We start from the raw sequence: 23,751 nt of genomic DNA, 5'->3' as shown, positions 1-23,751 counted from the left end.
AAACCTAGCTCCTACTAACAAACTCCTACGTGCTTATTGCGGCAGTTTCAATTTCTCTAAGAAACACTTGAGCATTTCTTATTGCACAATCAATGTTTGTAACAAACACTTAAGCGTTTCCTGCAACCACTTTAATGTTTGTTAGTGTCACTTAAACGTTTATTACAACACATTATGCGTTACTAACAAACACTTATGTGTTTCTTACTGCCGCTTCAATGTTTCTAAGAAACACTCGAGCATTTCTTATTGCACAATCAACGTTTACAACAAACTCTTAAGCGTTTCTTGTAAACACTCATGTGTTTCTTGCTGCACAAACAATGTTACTAACAAACGCTCGAATGTTTGTAATTATAATGCTTGCAAAATCAACAAACATTAATGTTCTTACATATTACATCTTTTCTGCATTGAGTAGTGCAGGAATTTCCATAATTAATGCTTCCGTCTTAGCCGGGAAAAGTTATTATTAAAGTCTGATAATATTGACGTAAAGAAAATCGACACCAAACAAATGATCATGGGCAAATAGTTCCAGCTTTTAAAAACAAGGGCTATCTAAATATCGGGCAGCCCTTGTTTTTTATAGTTAGCTGGCAACGATTGCATAAAAAATCCAATCTGTCAAAGCAGCGCAACCCCAAAAAATAGTACCTTACGCCGCCATATTAGGCAACGTTCGGGCTTTCAATGGAATCAGTGAAAAGATAGCTCAGGAATGTTAAAACAGTTTAAGATGATTGCTTGTATTAGCCTGATTTATAAACATTTAATTTGTCCCTTTAAAGCACTTATACGTTCTTTGCACAAATTTTTTTCAAATATGTTCAAATTTCGTGAAGATGGTCTGTTTATTGCTTGTATTGGCGAATTTTCCCGTACAAATCCTGATTATCTAAACACCTTTTAATTTAATGCTGATAGTTGCTACCATATTGATTTTTGTAATCCCTTTTTATCGTTTGGGAAAAACAACTTCACCTATTATCTTATTTTCACTAACACTTACTAAACCATTACAATAATTTTAATTGTATATACTAATATGAATAAAGCCTCTACTCAATTAAGCATTCGCTATAAAAGCTTGGCGATAGCATTAATCGGCGTTTTGTTTTCGTGTAATGTTGTTGCCCAAACATTGGCTACCTACGTATTAAAAAGCGGTAGTGCTAATCCTCCTGCAGGTACTGCAAGTCCTGCACCTGCTACCAGTCCCAATGTTGTTGCAGGAGCAATTGCGCAGGGAGCTAACATGACATATACAATAAACAGTACTGGATACCGTGTTAAAACAGATGGATCTAATTGGCCTGGTGGCCCTACAAACGGCTATAGTTTTGATATTCCATTAAAACCTGTTACCGGAAATGACATGAATATGACAGGTATCTCATTGGATGTTACCTATGCAGATTTTGATGTTACAGGAAGCACAATGTCAATTGTGCCCTATTTTCAAGTAGATGGAGCCGGTCCATGGTTACCATTAACGGGAACACAAGTGACAGGTACTACGGGTTATACAGGTACCTTAAATTTTGGTCCGTTTAGTGAAACTTTTTACAGTGGACATAGTTATGTTATTCGCTTTTACACCTGGTCATCAGATGCTACCAAAGACGGACATAACGATGAATTAAGAATAGCTAATTTAATTTTTAAAGGCACCACTTATCAACCACCCGCCCAAGCTGTTACGGTAAGTACTGATAATGCTGCTGCTACCGGTCGCTCTACTGCCAGTGTAACAGGTACATATACTTATGACAACGTTAATCCAAATAAATATTACCTCGTAAAATCAAGTGGTGTTATTTACAGTACTAATGCTGCTGCAATAAATACATTGGATACCAGTGCTGCAACTAAAGTGTATGCGGGTAGCGCAGGCAATATTACTGATAATCTAACCGGTTTAGCTGCAGGTACTACTTACTATGCAAAAACTTACATCGTTACTCAATTTGGTATTCAATACGGATCAGTAAAATCTTTTACAACAGATGCGCCGGTTGCGCCGTTCCCTGCCATTACCATTAACCAGGTATTTTCATACAAAGCGTCAGCGACAGCAACTGTTCCTGATGACGGAGGTTCCCCGGTTACAGAAAGATATTTTGTTTGGAGCACTAATCCTAATCCCACAATAAGCAACAGTAAATTATATGCTGCTACGGGCACGGCTGCTTTTACAGATCTGATCAAAGGGTTGGCTGCTAATACTACCTATCATGTAAGAGTATATGCCAAAAATGCAATTGGCTCCAGCTATAGCAAAGACACTGCTATAACTACTGGTCCGCCGGTGCCGGCATTAACAGCTACACCAAGTAGCATAGATTTTGGAACAGAATATTATCAAAATACTGCGATCACTTTAAGCTATACATTAAAAGGCACTAATCTTACGGGCGCACCCATAAACATCACTGCACCAGCTGGTTTTGTAATAGCTACTTCTACCGCTGGACTTGGCACCGCAAGCCCTGGCAACACTATTTCTATTACTACTACTAATCCTAATTATTCCGGAAGCACATTAAGTCCTACTTTGATCTATGTGCAAATGTCTACTCTCCAGTATAACACCTATTCCAACTCTAAAATAATAAACGCAGGAGGAGGCGCAGCTCCGGCTGATGCAGATACTGTTACAGTTACCGGCTCTATTGCTCAAACACCTATTGATGTTTCTAATACCGGAACAGATTATTGGTTAGGTTTTGGTTTTGAGCAAAAGATGCAAAGCAAAACTTCGCCTTACCCTCCTTTCTCCGGAAATGGAGCTAATTTATATGTTTATATCTCAGGCACTCCTAATACACAGGTAACAGTTGAAATGCCGTATTTATCTACGCCTTTTTCTCAAACAGTAACGATCAATGCGCAAGGATTTGCACAGGTTACCGGCTTTCCTCAGGGAGATCAAAATGACCCAGCCAATGCAGCTAAATTACCTGATGCAAGATTGTATTATACAGGGATATCGAATAGAGCTATTCACGTTTACAGTCATGGGGCACCGATCAGTGTTTGGATGTATGATTATGCTACCAATAACTCTGCAGGTGGTAGCTTAGTGTTCCCAACCAATACCTGGAACTCTAACTACACGGTGCAGGCATATGGCAATAACTCTAACACGGGTCCTCCAAACTCTTTCTTTTTTGTAATTGCCAACCAGGATAATACACCAGTGTATTTTACACCTTCTGTAAATATTATCGACTCTACTACCTCTGCTACATTTACGGATGATGCAGCAACAGATGTTGCAGGTAAAATTGCATACCAGGCAGGTACTACTTATACTATTTATTTAAATAAAGGCCAGGTATTTAATGCATTGAGCGGCTTAAATGGTTCTTTAGTTGGTCAGGATCTTAGCGGTACTATTGTACGTACAGATTGCGATAAAAAGATCGCTGTATTTGCCGGTAACGGAAGATGCCTGGTTAGTACTCCTGCTACCTGTACTGCTCCCGGTTCCGGATCAGATAATATGATACAGCAAATGGTACCGAGTGTAGCATGGGATACTAAATACTTTACAGTGCCTACTAAATCAATGGCGAGAAACTTATATAGAATATATGTAAGAAATACAGCTACACAAGTATGGATCAATGATACGACACATACTCAGGCTAATAACCTGCTTACAACTGCAAAAACAACATTACCTGTTTTAGCCCAGGTATCTAACACTACAGGGAAATATACGTTCACGTCATTTGCAAATGGCAACGGAGGTTATTATTCTATAGAAAGCAGTGCCCCTATGGAAATAGAAAGTGATCAGCCTATTAATATCACCCAATTCATCACCTCCTGTTCGGGTAATAATTCTGTTGGTAACAATGGCGGTGGCGATCCGGAAATGATCATTCTAACAGGTGCTCAGCAAGCTATTACCAATGCAACTGTTTACTCTCCAATGATACAGGATGGACAGAGCGGTGGTGCTTATATAAATATAGTAATACCAAAAGATGGTGTTAGTACATTTAAATTAGACAACCTGAATACTGTAGATACCGGTAGCAACAACTTTACAGGAACGGCTTATGGCTCAATGACTGCAGTTAGTTATGCAAATGCATTTAAGCCTTATCCTTCTAATCCTAATTATTATTATGCAACCTTCCATGTTGGTAATGCTACTTCCGGTGCAGTGCATACCATGAGCTCAAGTGTGCCTTTCAATGGTATTGCTTATGGGGTGGCAGGTGGAGAAAGTTATGGTTTCAATGCCGGAACCCAGGTTAAAAATCTTTCTTCTATACAGTTTACAGACAACCCTAACGGACGTGATTCGAGTGCAACGGCGGTACGTACCTGCGTTGATAACCCTGTATCGCTTAAAATAGCATTACCGTTTAACCCTTCTTTGGTTGACAGTTTGGTTTGGAACACACAAGGAGATGCAAGAATAACTCCACTAAACGGCATTACTTCACCACAGAAAGGAACTATCAGCGGAGGCAAAGCAAAATACGACAGTACCTTTAAGGTAAACGGACGTGATTTTTATGTATATACTTCTCCTACCAAATACACTTTTGATCAATTAGGCACCTATCGCCTACCTGTTACGGCTTATGGAACTTTTGCGAGTGATTGTCCGGGTCAGGATATAGAAAATATGTTGATCATTGTAGGTAAAGACCAGGCAAACTTAAGCCTTCAGGCAAATTGCGGTAACCCTACAGTTATATTAAATGCAGATACCATTCCTATGGCTGGCGCCAACATCATTAAAACAATTTTTGATTTTGGTGATAACAGTACTCCGCAAATAAACGGTCCTGTTAAAAACGTATCGCATACTTATCCTGCCAGCCAGATCTATACTGCTAAATTTACTTCTTATAATACAGTTGGTTGTATAAGCACAGACAGTGTGGAAGTTGACTTCTCTGGTGGCTTACAGGCGGCTTACACTACTTCTACCAATGCTATATGTGCAGGAGGAAGCATCACATTTACTGATGCCAGCGTTGCTTCGGGTGTTTCGGGCTCTCCTAATAAATGGATATGGGATTTTGGTGACAACACAAAAGACAGCACCAGCGGTACTACCGTTACCCATACTTATGCTACAGCAGGTAAATATCCAACTACCTTAACAGTAAGAACCACCGCAGGTTGTGTTGATCAAACCTCTCCTGCTGATACGGTGTTCATTCAAGCTACTCCTATTGCAGCATTCAGTGCAGTGGATGTATGTGCAGGCAATACAACTACTTTCACCAATCTAAGTTCTGTTCCGAATAACTTAGGTATTATTGATAGCGTGTTCTGGGATTTTGGTGATGGCAACAAATTGAATACTACCAGTACTTCGACCTTTACACATAGCTATGCGCAACCAGGTAAATATACCGTTACCTTATCTGTTAAATCGGATGGCGGATGTAGTTCTGCTACACCTGCAACACACGACGTAAATGTATTTGACCTTCCCGTTGCAGGCTTTAAAATAGATGTGAACTGTGTAACCAATATCATCACCTTTACTGATACTTCCAATGCCAAAGGTGGTACCATTACCGAATGGGATTGGGATTTTGGCGACGGCGCTAAATTAACTACCAATAACGATTCGGTTATCCACCATTACTATGCTAACGGTAACGGGCAAACGTTCACTGTAAATCTTACCATTAAAACACAGGCAGGCTGCAGTGATGACGCTACTCCGCAATCATTCAGCATCGGTGCTGCACCGGTAGCTCAGTTCAGCATTGCACCGGGTACTTATTGTTTACCCAATGCCAGTGTCAGCTTTAATAATACTTCCAGCATCAGCGATGGCTCTACCAATAACATGTCTTACATCTGGAACTTTGGCGATGTGCCTGCTCCGGGTGGAGATTCGGTAGTAGCCCAGGGACCGCCGGCTGCTGCCGCTCATATTTTTACCACGCAGGGACCATACACCGTGACGCTTACTGCTGTAAGTAATAAAGGCTGTACCAATTCAGCCAGCGTGGTGGTAGATGGAACTATTATCCATCAGCCGCCGGTGGCAGGTAAGTTCAACCCTGAACCTTCCCTGTGCTTTAAAGATTCTTTATCGCTTACAAGAACCTTCACCGGTATTACTATCAGTCAATACAGCTGGAACATGGGAGATGGTACGGATCTTACCGGTCCTACTGTAAAATACGCATGGAAGAATCCGGGCGTTTATCCTGTAACATTTGTAGCAACATCAACAGATGGTTGCCAGTCTGTTCCGGTTGTGGATTCTGTTACCGTTAATGAATTACCGGTAGCAGGCTTTACGGCACAGGCAACAGGATTGTGTCCGCAAACGCCTGTCAGCTTTACGGATGCTTCCACCACTCAAACAGGTTCTGCCATTACACAATGGTTCTGGAACTTTGGCGATGGTGCTTCTCAAACAGTGAATGCCCCCAACAGCGGTTCTGTAACCCACACCTATGCGGCTTCGGGCACCTATTCGGTATCGCTTTCTGTTAAGAACAGCAATGGATGCAGCTCTACCACTTATATTGGTTCGGTTACCATCAACCCGTTGCCTTATCCGAACTTTACCGTTACTCCTATTTGTGTACCGGGGGCGGATGCACAGTTTACCGATAAAACCACTATCGCAAGCGGGGCTGTTATTGAATGGGCTTGGGATTTTGGTGATAATACTCAATCCACACAACAAAACCCCACACATCCTTATCCTATCGGCGGTACTTACCCCGTTAAGCTGAACGTTACTTCAGCATTGGGTTGTGTACACGATACTACTATCAGCGTAACAGCTTATGATACGCCTACTGCTTTGGACAGCATTGTAAACAAAGGCATGCTGTGCAGCAGTGCTCCGGTGGTTTTATTGAATCAATCTTTTGTAAGCGGACCTAACGGCAACGTAAGCAGGATCGAACTGTTCTGGGATGCTGCCAATAACAGCACCACACCGGATGTTACCGATAATGCACCCGTTGCCAATGGCAGATATACACACGATTATGGTTCTTTTGCTACCGACAGAAATTATACCGTTACCTTAAAAGCTTACAGCGGTAACGGATGCCCTACCACTCCTTATTCGCAGGACATCACCGTGCTGGCTTCGCCAGATGCACGCTTTGATGCACTGGCTCCGGTTTGCCAGGAAACTACTCCGTTTGCTTTAAGCGGCGGCTATGATGCCAATAACTTAGGAGGTACCGGCGCTTACTCAGGATTAGGAGTAGCACAAACAGACAGTGTTACCTATACCTTTGATCCGCAGGTGGCCGGTCCGGGACTGGATTCTCCGATCGTGTTCACTGCCAATTACAAAGGATGTACCGATACGGCGCAACAGGCTATTTTTGTTTACCCGACCCCGTCACTGGATTATGGCGGTGTGCAATCCATACTGGAAGGCGATTCTGCCACATTGAATCCTGTTAAGGTTGAAGGCATCGGCTTAAGCTTTAACTGGGATCCGTCGCTTTACCTGGATAACGACACCATCCCTACTCCATTAGCCAAACCGATCGATGATATTACTTATACCATCACCGCCAGTTCTCCGGCAGGATGTCATGGATCCACCACATTACTGGTGCAGGTATTAAAAGACTTTATTGTTGCCAATACCTTTACACCCAATGGAGATGGTGTGAATGATACCTGGGTGATAAAAGAATTACCGAAATACCCGATCCACAGGGTACAGGTATTTAACAGGTATGGACAGATATTAATGGAAACTCATGGATATACTAAACCTTGGGATGGTACAATGAACGGTAGTCAGCTTCCCGCCGGCACCTATTATTATATCATTGAACTTAATGGGTTAAGAACACCTAAAACAGGTTATGTAACCATTTTAAGATAATGAAAAGAATTTTAGTTATACTATTATTGTTGTTATCTGCCAATTCATTTGCGCAACTGTCCAGTTATGGAACGGACTTTTGGTTGGGCATGGGTTTTAATACCCGTATGAAAGATCCTGAAAGCCCGATCATGCACTTGTTTTTGTCTGCACAACAAACAGCAACAGTAAGGATAACTTTGCAATTCCCTGCTCCCGCAGCAGGTTTCCCTGCACCGTGTAACTGTAAAACAGTCACTGTTCCAGCAGGTCAGGCTATTGATGTTACGAACTTTCCATTAGGAGATCTGAGCGATGAATTCAATGAAGCCAATCTTCCTGATCTGCGATTATATTATACCGGTATTTCTAACAGAAGCATACATGTTGAAAGTCTGACGGGTGTTCCTATTTCAGCTTATGAATATTCAGATGGAACCGATGTGGGCGGCGCTACCCTGCTATTGCCAACAGATACCTGGGGATCGAGCTATACAGTTTCTACAGTAGGAGGATATACCAATGCAGGATTGTCCAATTCTTTCTTTTTTGTAATGGCTGCTGAAGACAATACGGTCATTGACATCGTTCCGAGCCAGGACATTGTTGACTCAAGCAATAAAACGATTTTTAAAGATGGTACTTCTGCTTATGTTAAATATCCAAAGGGAGTACCATTCAGCATTACCCTTAATAAAGGACAGGTGTTTAATGCAATGGGGGCTATTGTTGGTACCGGTTCTAATAAGGCTTATGGGGTTGATCTGACCGGTACTACTGTAAAAGCCAGGATCTGTGGAAAGAAAATAACGGTCTTTGCAGGAAACGGACGTGTTTCTTTAAATATAGATCCGGGTTGTACTCCCTCCTCTTATTCTTCTTCCGACAACCTTATACAACAATTGTTTCCTAAATCCGCATGGGGTACCAAATATCTTACAGTACCTACAGCTACAGGATATAATTTGTTTAGAATAAACGTACAAAATGCGGCTACAAAAGTTTGGGTAAATGACCCTACTCATACCAATCAATTATCGGGGATCATTGGTAACAATTACTATGAGTTAAGAACCAATCAACCTGCTTTAATAGAAAGTGACCAACCAATAATGGTTACAGAGTTTATGGCAAGCGGCATAGCTGCGTGCAATACTACTTATCCTGTAGGAGATGTAAATGGCAATAGCGATGCAGAGATGATCATTTTAAGTCCGGTTCAACAGGCAATCAACAGTGTTTCTGTATATTCTCCTGTTTTAAATAATTTTACATCCAGCGGCAATAAACCTCATCATTATGTGAATGTGGTGATAAAGAAAGAAGGTGTTGCCAGCTTTAAGATCAATGGCTCCTCTACATTCAATGGAACTGCTATAACAAGTATTTTTAAATCGCATCCGCAGGAGCCCAATTATTCTTATGCTCAGTTTGTTGATGTTATTCCTTCTACTTCAACAACAGGAAAATCTAACACCTTTACATCCGATTCTGCATTTAATGCGATTGCTTTTGGTCAGGCAAAAGGTGAAAGCTATGGTTATAATGCAGGTACTGCTGTTAAAGATCTGAGTGCTATTACCACTACCAATAATCCATATGGCTCAACAGATGGCGCAAAAACATGTAAAGATAATTCTTCCACTTACGAAGTAGCATTGCCTTATCTCGCTTCTCAAATTTCAAGCATAAGTTGGGATACACGTTTTGGAGATGGAAGCACCAATCCTAATATCAGTCCTTCTAATATTTATGCAGGAAGCATTACTCCGATTCGGACCTATGTTTTAAATGATCAGACTTATAACGTCTATGCGTCACCGAAAGCATATGCTTTTACCCGCACAGGAACATTGGATACTATTCACATTGTTGTTTCAGGAACTTTTTCCAGCGAATGCGGAAGCAGTCTTCCAATTGATCTTCCGGTACAGGTTGTAAGAGATACAGCTGATTTCACTTTTTCTAATGCTTCTTGCGGAAGTCCTACTATTACTTTTTCAGATAAAACAAAAGCTTCTGCTGCAAGCACCATTCAAAAATGGATATGGCAGTTTGGCGATGGAGATTCTTCTATTGTACAAAATCCTCCGGCTCATACCTACGCAACATCTTCTGCCTTTACAACAAAGCTAAGAGTCATTAATGCGTTGGGATGTTATTCTGACACCAGTAAATTAATAGATTTTAGTGCAGGACTTACTGCAAAGTTCAATGTATCTCCCAATGATACTGTGTGCGCTCCTGCTACGCTTACTTTCACCGACGGACCTTCTTTGCCTTCCGGAGCTTCGGGCGCTATCAATAAATGGACATGGGATTTTGGGGATGGCAATCCTGTCGTGGATAATAACGCGCCTGTTTCTCATAATTTTTCATATACTACTCCCGGCAAATACTTTGCAAAATTAACTGTTGCAACCACTGCAGGCTGTAGCAGCACTTATAGCGATACTATTGTTGTAGAAGCTTCACCTGTTGCTGCTATTGATAATAGCTTAACGCAAGCTTGTTTAGGCGACAGCACTTCTTATACAGACAAAAGCACTATTAGTGTAGGCGCTATCGGTAGTTGGTTATGGAATTTCGATGATGGTGGTACCAGCACCTTGCAAAATCCTAAACATAAATGGCTTGCTGCGGGTATTCACACGGCTACCTTAACAGTTAAATCTGCTGGAGGATGTAGTTCTTCTAATACTGCTACTAATACGCTTTCTGTATTTGATCTGCCTGAGGCAGGCTTTAAAATAGATGTGAACTGTGTAACCAATATCATCACCTTTACTGATACGTCCAATGCCAAAGGCGGTACCATTACCGAATGGGATTGGGATTTTGGCGACGGCGCTAAATTAACTACCAATAACGATTCGGTTATCCACCATTACTATGCTAACGGTAACGGGCAAACGTTCACTGTAAATCTTACCATTAAAACACAGGCAGGCTGCAGTGATGACGCTACTCCGCAATCATTCAGCATCGGTGCTGCACCGGTAGCTCAGTTCAGCATTGCACCGGGTACTTATTGTTTACCCAATGCCAGTGTCAGCTTTAATAATACTTCCAGCATCAGCGATGGCTCTACCAATAACATGTCTTACATCTGGAACTTTGGCGATGTGCCTGCTCCGGGTGGAGATTCGGTAGTAGCCCAGGGACCGCCGGCTGCTGCCGCTCATATTTTTACCACGCAGGGACCATACACCGTGACGCTTACTGCTGTAAGTAATAAAGGCTGTACCAATTCAGCCAGCGTGGTGGTAGATGGAACTATTATCCATCAGCCGCCGGTGGCAGGTAAGTTCAACCCTGAACCTTCCCTGTGCTTTAAAGATTCTTTATCGCTTACAAGAACCTTCACCGGTATTACTATCAGTCAATACAGCTGGAACATGGGAGATGGTACGGATCTTACCGGTCCTACTGTAAAATACGCATGGAAGAATCCGGGCGTTTATCCTGTAACATTTGTAGCAACATCAACAGATGGTTGCCAGTCTGTTCCGGTTGTGGATTCTGTTACCGTTAATGAATTACCGGTAGCAGGCTTTACGGCACAGGCAACAGGATTGTGTCCGCAAACGCCTGTCAGCTTTACGGATGCTTCCACCACTCAAACAGGTTCTGCCATTACACAATGGTTCTGGAACTTTGGCGATGGTGCTTCTCAAACAGTGAATGCCCCCAACAGCGGTTCTGTAACCCACACCTATGCGGCTTCGGGCACCTATTCGGTATCGCTTTCTGTTAAGAACAGCAATGGATGCAGCTCTACCACTTATATTGGTTCGGTTACCATCAACCCGTTGCCTTATCCGAACTTTACCGTTACTCCTATTTGTGTACCGGGGGCGGATGCACAGTTTACCGATAAAACCACTATCGCAAGCGGGGCTGTTATTGAATGGGCTTGGGATTTTGGTGATAATACTCAATCCACACAACAAAACCCCACACATCCTTATCCTATCGGCGGTACTTACCCCGTTAAGCTGAACGTTACTTCAGCATTGGGTTGTGTACACGATACTACTATCAGCGTAACAGCTTATGATACGCCTACTGCTTTGGACAGCATTGTAAACAAAGGCATGCTGTGCAGCAGTGCTCCGGTGGTTTTATTGAATCAATCTTTTGTAAGCGGACCTAACGGCAACGTAAGCAGGATCGAACTGTTCTGGGATGCTGCCAATAACAGCACCACACCGGATGTTACCGATAATGCACCCGTTGCCAATGGCAGATATACACACGATTATGGTTCTTTTGCTACCGACAGAAATTATACCGTTACCTTAAAAGCTTACAGCGGTAACGGATGCCCTACCACTCCTTATTCGCAGGACATCACCGTGCTGGCTTCGCCAGATGCACGCTTTGATGCACTGGCTCCGGTTTGCCAGGAAACTACTCCGTTTGCTTTAAGCGGCGGCTATGATGCCAATAACTTAGGAGGTACCGGCGCTTACTCAGGATTAGGAGTAGCACAAACAGACAGTGTTACCTATACCTTTGATCCGCAGGTGGCCGGTCCGGGACTGGATTCTCCGATCGTGTTCACTGCCAATTACAAAGGATGTACCGATACGGCGCAACAGGCTATTTTTGTTTACCCGACCCCGTCACTGGATTATGGCGGTGTGCAATCCATACTGGAAGGCGATTCTGCCACATTGAATCCTGTTAAGGTTGAAGGCATCGGCTTAAGCTTTAACTGGGATCCGTCGCTTTACCTGGATAACGACACTATCCCTACTCCATTAGCCAAACCGATCGATGATATTACTTATACCATCACTGCCAGTTCTCCGGCAGGATGTCATGGATCCACCACATTACTGGTGCAGGTATTAAAAGACTTTATTGTTGCCAATACCTTTACACCCAATGGAGATGGTGTGAATGATACCTGGGTGATAAAAGAATTACCGAAATACCCGATCCACAGGGTACAGGTATTTAACAGGTATGGACAGATATTAATGGAAACTCATGGATATACTAAACCTTGGGATGGTACAATGAACGGTAGTCAGCTTCCCGCCGGCACCTATTATTATATCATTGAACTTAATGGATTAAGAACACCTAAAACAGGTTATGTAACTATTTTGAGATAATGAAAAAAGGTATGCCGTACAAGGGAGTGACACAAGGATGTTGAATAGTAGTACAAATGTTGGCTACAAAAAAATAAATAAGATATTTAAATTGCAATATGAATAAGTTAAAATTAGTTGTTGTATTTATTTTGGGTTCGTTAGCTGTAAACGCACAGCAAAAACCGTATTACACACAGTACATCCTGAATAATTATATTCTGAATCCGGCTTTATCCGGTATTGAAAATTATACGGATGTTAAGCTGAGTTATAGAAATCAATGGACGGGAATTGATGGCGCTCCTAAAACAATGTACGTTAGTATTCAAGGTCCGATCAATAAAAAAGATTATCGTACCAATGCTACTTCTTACGAAATTCCCGGAGAAAATCCACGTGGAGAATCTTATTGGGAAAGCTACACTGCGGCTGAGCCACATAGCGGCGTTGGATTAAGTATTGTGAACGATAAAACAGGATACATCAATCGTACTTCTGTTTATGGAACTTATGCGTATCATAAAGGAATCAGTGGAAGAACTTCATTGGCGTTAGGCTTCCAGGCTGGATTTACCAATGTAAGCATTGATCGTTCAAAGATCACTTTGCCGCTTGATCCGCAAGATCCTGCTTTGGGTTATGACAATGGTGAATTAAAGAAATTTACTCCTGAAGTTGGTGCAGGTGTTTGGTTATATTCAAGAGATTATTTTTTAGGAGCTTCTGTATTGAACATAATTCCGGGTAAAGCTGCTTTTGTAAAAAATGCAGGTAATTATGGTAGTAGCTTTTCTCCGCAAATGTTTCTTACCGGTGGTTACAGGTTCTTGTTAGGAGGCGATATGTCTGTGCTTCCTTCTGCTTTAATTCAATACAATAGCGCTCAACCCGTACAGGTTCATTTAAATTGTAAAGTACAATACATGGATCTGGTATGGTTTGGAGGTAGCTATCGTATAACAGATGAATTGGGCGGTTTTGCTGCAATGGCAGGTATTAATGTATCAAATACATTTAATATTGGTTATTCGTACGACCTGGCAACTACTTCCCGTTTGCAAGGTTATACCGGTGGCACTCACGAAATTATTATCGGATTCTTAATTAATAACCGTTACGGCGATACTTGTCCTCGTAACATTTGGTAGCCCAAACTAACCGTACAAAAAAAGAGCAATTAAGATGATTGCTCTTTTTTGTTTTAAGACATCCTGTTAAGGTTCCATTGTCTTATTTTCAAACTGATCAGCTCTCTCTTCAAACAATTTGGATTAAAACTTACAGATAAGTATTTTTGCACTCCCAATTTTTTCAGCAATGAAAATATGTTCGGGACGTAGCGCAGCCCGGTAGCGCACTTGTATGGGGTGCAAGGGGTCGCTAGTTCGAATCTAGTCGTCCCGACGAATAAAATGAGGAGCAGCAATGCTTCTCTTTTTGTTTTCTATTAAGCACCTGTTATGAAGAAAATATTTCTTTGCGATTTGAATAAATTCACTCAATTCGTAAAATTCGTGCAATAAAAACTTAACTTAGCGCAACCAAAATTCTTTTTAAACCTAATGAAGGTTTTAATTAAGCAAGCTACTATCGTTTCTTCCTCCTCTCCTTTTAACGGAAAAACAAAAGATATTTTAATTGTTGATGGAATTATCAGTGCAATAGAGGATACTATTTCTGAAAAAGCCGATACTATTATTGAACAACAAGGATTGCATACCAGCATTGGGTGGATGGATTCCTTCGCTCATTTTTGTGATCCTGGTTTTGAATACAGGGAAACGCTGGAGAGCGGTGCTAATGCAGCAGCAGCCGGAGGCTTTACGGATGTGATCGTAATTCCAAATACCAACCCAGTTACCCATAACAAATCGCAGGTTGAATACATTGTACAGAAATCGAAAACGTTGCCTGTAACCATTCATCCTGCAGGAGCTATTACTAAAAATGCAGAAGGAAAAGAGTTGGCTGAAATGTATGACATGCGTGCAGCGGGTGCCATTGCTTTTACCGATGGTATCAACAGTATTCAATCTCCCGGCATTTTATTAAAAGCGCTGCAATACACATTGGCTTTCGACGGAGTGATCATTCAAATTCCGGATGATAAAAGTATAAATGCCGGCGGATTAGTGAGTGAAGGTATTGTCAGCACGCAACTAGGCTTACCCGGCAAACCTGCTATCGCCGAAGAATTGATGATCGCAAGAGATATTGAACTGGTAAAATATACTAACTCTAAAATACATTTTACGGGAGTATCAACAGCTAAAGGAATTGAATTGATCGCAAACGCAAAAGCAGCAGGCTTGAATGTAACCTGTTCTGTAACCCCTTATCATTTATTTTTTAGCGATGAAGATTTAGTTACCTACGATACGAATCTTAAAGTAAATCCGCCGTTACGTACAAAAGCAGACGTTGCTGCATTACAACAAGCATTGGTAAATGGAGTGATCGACACCATTGCTTCGCATCATATCCCGCAAAACCAGGATAATAAAATTTGTGAATTTGAATATGCAAAGAACGGGATGATTGGTTTGGAATCTTTATTCGGCGCTGTTATTTCAACTGGCAGCATTTCAATAGAAAAGTTTGTGGAAATGATAACCATTCGATCAAGAGGAATATTTGATCTTTCTATCCCTGAAATAAAAGTTGGAGCTGTTGCTAAACTGACTTTATTCGATCCGATTGTTGAAGCTGTTTTTAGTGAACCGCAGCTTAGATCAAAATCTAAAAATGCGGCTTTCATTGGTAAGAAGTTAAAGGGAAAAGTAATTGGCATTATCAACAGAAAATCTTCTCACATAAATTAATGAATATAAATGCTACCAAAAAAGGATTGATCGCCGGATGCTTGATAATAGCATGCAATATTTTTTTCTTTTATTCTTTAAAACAGGCTAGCAATCCATTTCAATTTGTTGTTTACATATTGTTTGTTGCAGCAATATTGTGGAGCATAATAAGTTTTTCAAAAACAGCGACCGCAGAAAGCAAGCTAAAAGATTATTTTTCACAAGGCTTTAAAACTTTTATAGTAATTACTTTATTGCTGGTTGTATATAGTTTTATATTTTACAAATTGCACCCGGAGATAATAGAACAACATGCACGTGCAAACAGTGAACTATTTCGTCCACTGCATACACATACAGAAGCCGAAATTGCTGAAAACGAGAAGCAATATAAAAGCGTTTTTATACCATTAGAATTAAGTGGTCAAACATTTTCGCTATTATTGTCCGGCTCAATAGTAACTTTATTATCTTCCGTAATAATTATGCAACTGAAAAAAAAATAAAATGGATCTTTCAATTGTAATACCGTTATATAATGAAGATGAATCGTTGCCGGAATTAGCGGCATGGATCGAGCGTGTAATGCAGGCAAATAATTATTCGTATGAAGTGATAATGGTGGATGATGGAAGCAACGACAATTCATGGAATGTGATAGAATCCCTAAGAGAACAAAATAATAATATCCGCGGCATAAAATTTCAACGCAACTATGGCAAAAGTGCTGCATTAAATGAAGGCTTTAAAGCTGCCAAAGGCGATGTGGTGATCACCATGGATGCAGATATGCAGGATAGCCCGGATGAGATACCGGAACTAAGAAAAATGATCATTGAGGACGGTTATGACATTGTGAGCGGATGGAAAAAAGTTCGTTATGATAATACAATTACTAAAAACATCCCTTCAAAATTATTCAATGCGGCTGCCAGCAAAACATCCGGCATTAAGTTGCATGATTTCAACTGCGGTTTAAAAGCCTACAAAAACAAAGTGGTTAAGAGCATTGAAGTGTATGGAGAAATGCATCGTTATATTCCGGTATTGGCAAAGTGGGCTGGCTTTAAAAAAGTTACCGAAAAAGTAGTAGAGCATCGCCCAAGAAAATATGGTGTTACTAAGTTTGGATGGAATCGTTTTATCAATGGTTTCCTTGATCTGATCTCTATTTTATTTGTTGGAAAATTCAGCAAAAAACCAATGCATGTATTTGGACTGTGGGGAACGGTGGTCTTTTTTATTGGTACCTGCATTTGGATATACCTTGCCATTACAAAGTTTGCGTTTGAAAAATTCAACATGACTGACCGTCCTATTTTTTATGTAGGTCTTATCTCTATTGTAATTGGTACACAATTATTTTTAGCAGGATTTTTAGGTGAATTAATTGCTCGCAATTCTGCTGACAGAAATAATTACTTAATAGAGAAAAAATTAGGCATATAAAACCTGCACATAGAATATTGAATATTCTTTATTGAATATTTAATTGGGTTATACATGAATGACAATCCTCAAAATAAAAAAGTAATCATTATTGGACCTGCGTACCCGTTACGTGGCGGCTTAGCTTCTTATGATGAACGTTTAGCAAGAGAATTTCAATCGCAAGGATATTCCACAAGCATCTATACGTTCTCCTTACAATATCCCGGATTTCTATTTCCCGGCACTACACAATATTCAACAGAACCTGCTCCTAAAGACTTAGATATTCATGTAAGAATAAATTCAATCAACCCTTTAAATTGGTTGAGCGTTGGCAATGAATTAAAAAAATTGAGACCGGATATAATAGTAGTAAGATACTGGTTACCATTTATGGGTCCTTGCCTGGGAACGATATTACGAAAAGTAAAAAAGAATAGACATACAAAAGTTATTTGCATTGCTGATAATGTTATTCCTCATGAAAAACGCATTGGCGATACGGTCTTTACCAAATACTTTTTAAAACCTATTGATGCTTTTATAACAATGAGTGAAAAAGTTTTAGGAGATCTAAAACTTTTTGCCCACAATAAACCTGCAAAATTTGTTGCGCATCCCTTGTATGATAATTTCGGAGAGAAGATCAGTAAAGAAGAAGCCAGAGAACAATTAAAGATCGATAAGGATGAATTTATTATTTTATTTTTTGGATTTATTCGTCATTATAAAGGATTGGATATTTTATTAAAAACGGCTCCTTTATTAAAAGAAAAATTCAACATTCAAAACTGGAAGATATTAGTGGCAGGAGAATTTTACGAAGACAGGAAACAATACGATGATCTGATCCAGCAATTAAACATACAGGATAAACTAATTCTTCGTACAGATTTCATTCCGGACAGTGAAGTAAAAAATTATTTATGCGCTGCCGATGTTGTTATTCAACCATATCGTAATGCAACGCAAAGCGGCGTTACTCCCCTCGCCTATCATTTTGAGATACCGATGATCGTTACCAATGTTGGCGGTTTACCTTCTTTGGTTCCTGATAATAAAGTTGGACTGGTTGCAGAGCCTGATCCCGGATCCATCAGTGAAAAGATCATTGAATATTTTAATAAAGGCGAACAACATTTTCTCCCTTATTTAAAAGAAGAAAAGAAAAAATACAGCTGGGCTGTAATGGTTGATTCCATTGTTAAATCAAGTAATTTGCAGCCATGATTTATAGAAGTAAAGCCCCATTACGAATCGGTCTTGCCGGTGGCGGTACAGACGTTAGTCCGTATAGCGATGAATATGGTGGCGCCATTTTAAATGCTACCGTTTCATTATCTGCACATGCAAGCATTCAATCAATAGATGAAAATGCAATTGTATTAGAAGCTTTGGATAGAAAAGAAGAACAACGCTTTGAATGGTCCTCTAATCTTCCAATAAACGGAACACTGGATCTGCACAAAGGAATTTACAATCGTATCCATAAAGATTTCGGCGTGCCTTTAACAGGCTTTAAATTATCAACTTTTGTAGATGCTCCGGCCGGTTCCGGCTTAGGAACTTCGTCTACATTAGTAGTGGCAATACTTGGCGCATTTGCTGAAATGCTAAAGCTTCCTTTGGGTGAATATGACATTGCCCATTTAGCGTATCAAATAGAACGGGAAGATCTGCAATTAGCCGGTGGTAAGCAAGATCAATATGCGGCAACATTTGGCGGTGTAAACTTTATGGAGTTTTATGATGGCGATAAAGTAATTGTAAATCCATTAAGGATTAAATCACAATACTTACATGAATTAGAAAATAATCTCGTTCTTTATTATACTTCTACTTCCCGTGAAAGTGCGGCAATTATTAAAGAGCAGGTAAAAAATGTAAACAGCAAGAATGAAAAAAGTATTGATGCCATGCATCAATTAAAAGAACAATCGAGGATGATGAAAGAAGCGTTGCTGAAAGGAAGGTTACATGAAATTGGCGAGATACTGGATTTTGGTTTTGAACAAAAAAGAAAAATGGCGGCCAACATCAGCAATAATAATATTGAAGAAATTTACGACGCTGCTAAAAAAGCAGGTGCAACAGGTGGAAAAATAAGCGGTGCAGGCGGCGGCGGCTTTATGATATTTTATTGTCCGCACAATTCCCGTTATAAAGTAATTGAAACCTTAAAAACATTTGGCGGTGAAATAAAAGAGTATACATTCACTAAATATGGTTTAACAACCTGGACAGTTTAACTATGAGCGACAAAATAAAAAATATTATCAGCGAATCCATTTCGGTTAAAACTAAATTACTTAATGATGAAATGATCATTAATACACTAATAAGATCGATCGACATTATTGTAACTGCATTTAAGAATGGCAATAAAGTGTTGTTCTGCGGAAATGGCGGCAGCGCTGCTGATGCGCAACATTTGGCAGCAGAATTCAGCGGACGTTTTTATACCGACAGAGATGCCTTACCTGCAGAAGCTTTGCATTGTAACACTTCGTATATCACAGCCGTAGCAAACGATTACAGCTATGATGTAATTTATTCACGAATAGTAAAAGGTACAGGCAATAAAGGTGATGTATTGGTTGGCTTAAGCACTTCAGGCAACAGTAAAAATATTATCAATGCGTTTGAAGTAGCAAAAGAAAAAGGTATTACTACGATCGCATTTACCGGGGCAACGGGTGGTAAAATGAAAGACCTATCCGATTATTTATTTAATGTTCCGTCGACAGATACACCACGCATACAGGAAAGTCATATCATGCTGGGGCATATTATTTGTCAGTTGGTAGAAGAAAAATACTTTTCATAATTGTGATTACCGAAGTAATAATATTGGCAGGCGGTTTAGGAACAAGATTACGTTCTGTGGTATCAGAATTGCCTAAATGCATGGCTCCTGTAGCCGGAAAACCTTTTCTGCATTATGTTGTAGAACATCTGCAAAAACAAGAAGTAAATAAATTTATTTTTTCTCTTGGCTATAAAAGTGAAGCCATTATTGAATACATGAATGCTTATTATTCAATGCTCACTATTCAATATTCAATAGAAGAAGAACCTTTAGGTACAGGTGGTGCTATTAAATTAGCCGCAACAAAAGCAACAGAAAAAAATGTATTAATAGTAAACGGAGATACCCTGTTTAGTGTAGATATCAATAAGCTCTCTATCTTACATGAACAATTGCATGCCGATTGTACGCTTTGTTTAAAGCCGATGCAAAATTTTGAACGTTATGGTGTTGTTCAATTAAAAAGCGATTTCTCTATTGCATCATTTAAAGAAAAACAATTCTACCACGAAGGCTTGATTAATGGTGGCGTGTATGCTTTACATACGGCAAGCTTTTTAAAAGAAGAACTGCCTGAAAAATTTTCGTTTGAAAAAGATTACCTGGAAAAATATTATTCTCAACGAAAAATGTATGGCTCTGTAGAGGATGAATATTTCATCGATATTGGAATTCCTGAAGATTACGAAAGAGCACAAACAGAATTAAAAATTAATAATTAGCAATTGGTGTAATAAATGCTTGACCTGACCCAAATAGATAAAACCTGGACTTTATTCTTAGACCGTGACGGAGTTATCAATCACGAAAAACATCTCGATTATATTCATACCTGGGATGAGTTTGTTTTTTATGAAGGTGTAAAAGATGCCATAAAAATATTTGCTCAAAAATTCAAATACATCATTATTATAACCAATCAAAAAGGTGTTGGCAAAGGAGTAACAAGGTTGGAAGATCTGCACACCATTCATGCCAATATGCGATCGGAAATTGAAACTGCCGGCGGCAAAATTGACAAAGTATATTTCTGTACAGCACTAGATGAACATCATCCCGACCGTAAGCCCAACCCCGGCATGGGCCTGCAAGCCATCAAAGACTTTCCACAGATCGATATAAATAAAGCCATAATGGTTGGCAATACCATTGGCGATATGGAATTTGGTCGTAACCTTGGCGTTAAAACAGTTTTCCTCCCCACCACCCGACCGGATGTTAAGCTGAACGATGCCCGTATTGATGCTGTTTATAATTCCTTGTTCGATTTTGCAAAGGCTTTGTGATCTCTTAAGCAACAAAAATTCTTGTTAAAGCATCTTTATTACAGGTTACCTTTATATATTCACTTGTATTATATTTTGTAGATTTACCCTGTAGATGCGTTTTACATTTTTACATAAAGCGGCTCCCTTATTGTTGATCTCCCTGTTTTTACTACAGGGCAATTTTTGTTTCTCCCAAAACATAGCAAAGAAAGATTCTGTAAAGACCGCTGTTAAAAAAGATACCTTTAAAATAACAGTTGCAAGTAATGTAAGCGCAGCTGATACCATGCTGGTTGCAGCCGTTATTTATAACGGTGATACCATCGAAGCAAAAAGCCTTGAAAACATTCCGTTTTATTCAAGATATGACGAAGCGCACATGGCTGCCCGTGTTGCATGGACGAGATTACGAAATGCTGTTTATGTTACTTATCCTTATGCCCGAAGAGCCGGTATTGTGATCAATGATATTAATAAGAACCTGGCGGGAATAACTGACGGAGGAAAACGAAAAGAATATATCAAAACAAGAGAAGCTGAGCTACGCAGGGAATTTACCGTTCCTTTAAAAAACTTATCTGTTTACCAGGGAAAAGTATTAATGAAATTGATCAACCGCCAAACAGGTAATAATTGTTACGAGATCATAAAAGAATATAAAGGCGGATTTACTGCCCGTGTATACCAAACTGTTGCTTTCTTTTTTGACAGCAACTTAAAACAACCTTACGACGCCAACGGCGATGATGCAGCCATGGAACAAATTGTAAAAGAAGTTGAACGTATGTATGGTGTTAGAAGCTAAGCCATCTGTAATTCATTATAACACAACTAACATCATCACGCCATGAAGCTTTTTACTCTTTTAATTGCATCTCTTCTTTTTATCACAAGTTCTTTTGTTTCTACACAACATATCGCTAATGATGACTGTCAAACAATAATTGACTCTGCAAATGCTTTTATCCAATCAAGTGAATCTGCTATAAATGCTAAACCCACAATGCCGGATAATAATAGAAGTTTAAGGCTTGACAAATGGTTACAAAAACTATCGTTTAAAGATTTGAGGTGCTTATTAAATAATGAAAATGTATCTATTAAAGCAACAGGATTCATCTATGCAGAGATTTCATACACTGACAGTTTATTAAAAAACTATTCTTACCTGCTGACAGACACAACAAGCATTCAGTTTTTTATGGCTGACGGCAGCATTAATAGCCCAGAAATGAAGCTGGGAGAATTTCTCTCTAAAACAATACAAGCGGTAAAAGAAGATGATGATAATTTTGCAAAAAAAACCGAAATTCAAGATACCGTTTCCGCATTTATCAAAAAGTATTCAACATACCCGGGCTCTTATAAACCGCTTTCATTTCCTGATTTTTCTATAGGCTCTGATGATAAAGGACTAAACGATTTCAAAATCAATCATGAGTATGAAATAAAAAATAATGAAGGAAAAAATGTAAAGGTTATCAGTGCGTTTGTGTTTGATAAAAACTTAAAGATAAATGCCATTGAAAAAGACAGCAGCTCTCTTATTTCTGCTCATCCTCCAAAGCTGGATTATTGGCTAAATGAATTTGGAAGAAAGTTAACTAACGCCGACAGCTTAACTTTGGAATTGCAATAAACTACGCTTAACACTACCATTACTTTCATCACCCCAAACTATCAATTATCTTTGCCATATGAAATTAGATATACTGGCTTTCGGCTCTCATCCGGATGATGTTGAATTGGGTTGTTCAGGAACCTTATTGGTTGAAAAATCAAATGGTAAAAAAACCGGCATTATCGATCTGACAAGAGGCGAACTAGGTACAAGAGGTTCTGTAGAAACGCGGACTAAAGAAGCTGCAGCTTCTGCCAACATATTACAGCTGGATGTAAGAGAAAACCTGGGTATGGCAGATGGCTTTTTCAGGAATGACGAAGAACATCAACGCCAGATCATAAAAGTTTTACGCAGGTATCAGCCCGAAATAATTCTATGCAATGCACCTGTTGACCGGCACCCTGATCACGGACGGGCATCTCAATTAATTGTGGAAGCCGCTTTTTTATCGGGCCTTGCTAAAATTGAAACAACAGACAATAACATTCCACAGGCAAAATGGCGACCCGCTTATATTTTCCATTATATACAGGATACTTATATCAAACCTGATTTCCTGATCAATGTATCATCAGTAATTGATAAAAAAATTGAATCTATTAAAGCCTTTGGCACACAGTTTTATAACCCTGAAAATACCGGCGGCCCTCAAACATATATTTCATCTCCCGATTTTTTAGACGGTATCATCCACCGCAATCAAATGTGGGGAAAAATGATCGGAGTAGCTCATGCAGAAGGTTTTATCAGTGCTAAAATGATAGGTTTTGAAAACTTTAACGCATTTATTAAGAAAACTACATAAAATGGGTATAAACAAACTATAGAAATGCGTTTTTAAGGTGTACCTTGCGTCACATTTAA

14 protein-coding genes and 1 tRNA gene are annotated in these 23,751 nt (G+C 39.7%); all 15 read left to right on the top strand.

The window, feature by feature from the left end:
* Nucleotides 1–1,048: 1,048 nt before the first annotated feature.
* The 15 genes from K9M53_RS08245 (at nucleotide 1,049) to bshB1 (ending at nucleotide 23,692) form a co-directional block, all read left to right on the top strand.
* Nucleotides 1,049–7,864, top strand: a complete 6,816-nt coding sequence (locus K9M53_RS08245; protein WP_224019155.1) for a gliding motility-associated C-terminal domain-containing protein — start codon at nucleotides 1,049–1,051, stop codon at nucleotides 7,862–7,864.
* Nucleotides 7,864–12,969 carry a PKD domain-containing protein gene (locus tag K9M53_RS08240; RefSeq protein WP_224019154.1) on the top strand — a complete coding sequence of 1,702 codons (5,106 nt, stop codon included), beginning with the start codon at nucleotides 7,864–7,866 and terminating at the stop codon, nucleotides 12,967–12,969. Before K9M53_RS08245 ends, K9M53_RS08240 begins: the two co-directional genes overlap by 1 nt.
* A 98-nt stretch (nucleotides 12,970–13,067) precedes the next feature.
* Complete coding sequence (locus tag K9M53_RS08235; protein WP_224019153.1) at nucleotides 13,068–14,099, top strand: PorP/SprF family type IX secretion system membrane protein; 1,032 nt, start codon at nucleotides 13,068–13,070, stop codon at nucleotides 14,097–14,099.
* Between the two features lie 182 nt (nucleotides 14,100–14,281).
* Nucleotides 14,282–14,355, top strand: a tRNA-Pro gene (locus tag K9M53_RS08230).
* Between the two features lie 158 nt (nucleotides 14,356–14,513).
* Nucleotides 14,514–15,773 carry a dihydroorotase gene (locus K9M53_RS08225; protein WP_224019152.1) on the top strand — a complete coding sequence of 420 codons (1,260 nt, stop codon included), beginning with the start codon at nucleotides 14,514–14,516 and terminating at the stop codon, nucleotides 15,771–15,773.
* Entirely contained in the window at nucleotides 15,773–16,261 is a 489-nt protein-coding gene (locus K9M53_RS08220) for a DUF4199 domain-containing protein (protein ID WP_224019151.1), read from the top strand. Before K9M53_RS08225 ends, K9M53_RS08220 begins: the two co-directional genes overlap by 1 nt.
* A gap of 1 nt (nucleotide 16,262) precedes the next feature.
* Complete coding sequence (locus tag K9M53_RS08215; RefSeq protein ID WP_224019150.1) at nucleotides 16,263–17,204, top strand: glycosyltransferase family 2 protein; 942 nt, start codon at nucleotides 16,263–16,265, stop codon at nucleotides 17,202–17,204.
* 54 nt (nucleotides 17,205–17,258) lie between these two features.
* Nucleotides 17,259–18,416: a glycosyltransferase family 4 protein gene (locus K9M53_RS08210; RefSeq protein ID WP_224019149.1), complete on the top strand. Its 1,158-nt coding sequence runs from the start codon at nucleotides 17,259–17,261 to the stop codon at nucleotides 18,414–18,416.
* On the top strand, nucleotides 18,413–19,435 hold the full coding sequence (locus tag K9M53_RS08205; protein WP_224019148.1) for a GHMP family kinase ATP-binding protein: 1,023 nt from the start codon (nucleotides 18,413–18,415) through the stop codon (nucleotides 19,433–19,435). Before K9M53_RS08210 ends, K9M53_RS08205 begins: the two co-directional genes overlap by 4 nt.
* A gap of 2 nt (nucleotides 19,436–19,437) precedes the next feature.
* Nucleotides 19,438–20,013, top strand: coding sequence for a D-sedoheptulose 7-phosphate isomerase (gmhA, locus tag K9M53_RS08200; protein WP_224019147.1), 576 nt, complete (start codon nucleotides 19,438–19,440; stop codon nucleotides 20,011–20,013).
* A gap of 2 nt (nucleotides 20,014–20,015) precedes the next feature.
* A complete protein-coding gene (locus K9M53_RS08195) occupies nucleotides 20,016–20,717 on the top strand; it encodes a nucleotidyltransferase family protein (RefSeq protein WP_224019146.1) in 702 nt (233 codons plus the stop codon).
* 15 nt (nucleotides 20,718–20,732) lie between these two features.
* Complete coding sequence (locus tag K9M53_RS08190) at nucleotides 20,733–21,281, top strand: D-glycero-alpha-D-manno-heptose-1,7-bisphosphate 7-phosphatase (RefSeq protein WP_224019145.1); 549 nt, start codon at nucleotides 20,733–20,735, stop codon at nucleotides 21,279–21,281.
* A 94-nt stretch (nucleotides 21,282–21,375) separates the two neighbouring features.
* Complete coding sequence (locus K9M53_RS08185) at nucleotides 21,376–22,068, top strand: DUF4294 domain-containing protein (protein WP_224019144.1); 693 nt, start codon at nucleotides 21,376–21,378, stop codon at nucleotides 22,066–22,068.
* Nucleotides 22,069–22,110: 42 nt separating this feature from the next.
* Nucleotides 22,111–22,902 (top strand): hypothetical protein, encoded by a 792-nt coding sequence (locus tag K9M53_RS08180; RefSeq protein ID WP_224019143.1) that lies wholly within the window; start codon nucleotides 22,111–22,113, stop codon nucleotides 22,900–22,902.
* Nucleotides 22,903–22,960: 58 nt separating this feature from the next.
* Nucleotides 22,961–23,692 (top strand): bacillithiol biosynthesis deacetylase BshB1, encoded by a 732-nt coding sequence (gene bshB1, locus K9M53_RS08175; protein ID WP_224019142.1) that lies wholly within the window; start codon nucleotides 22,961–22,963, stop codon nucleotides 23,690–23,692.
* The last annotated feature ends 59 nt before the right edge of the window (nucleotides 23,693–23,751 follow it).

The organism is Ferruginibacter albus (genome assembly GCF_020042285.1).
Classification (GTDB): domain Bacteria; phylum Bacteroidota; class Bacteroidia; order Chitinophagales; family Chitinophagaceae; genus Ferruginibacter; species Ferruginibacter albus.
This window is presented reverse-complemented; position numbering and strand designations above follow the sequence as displayed.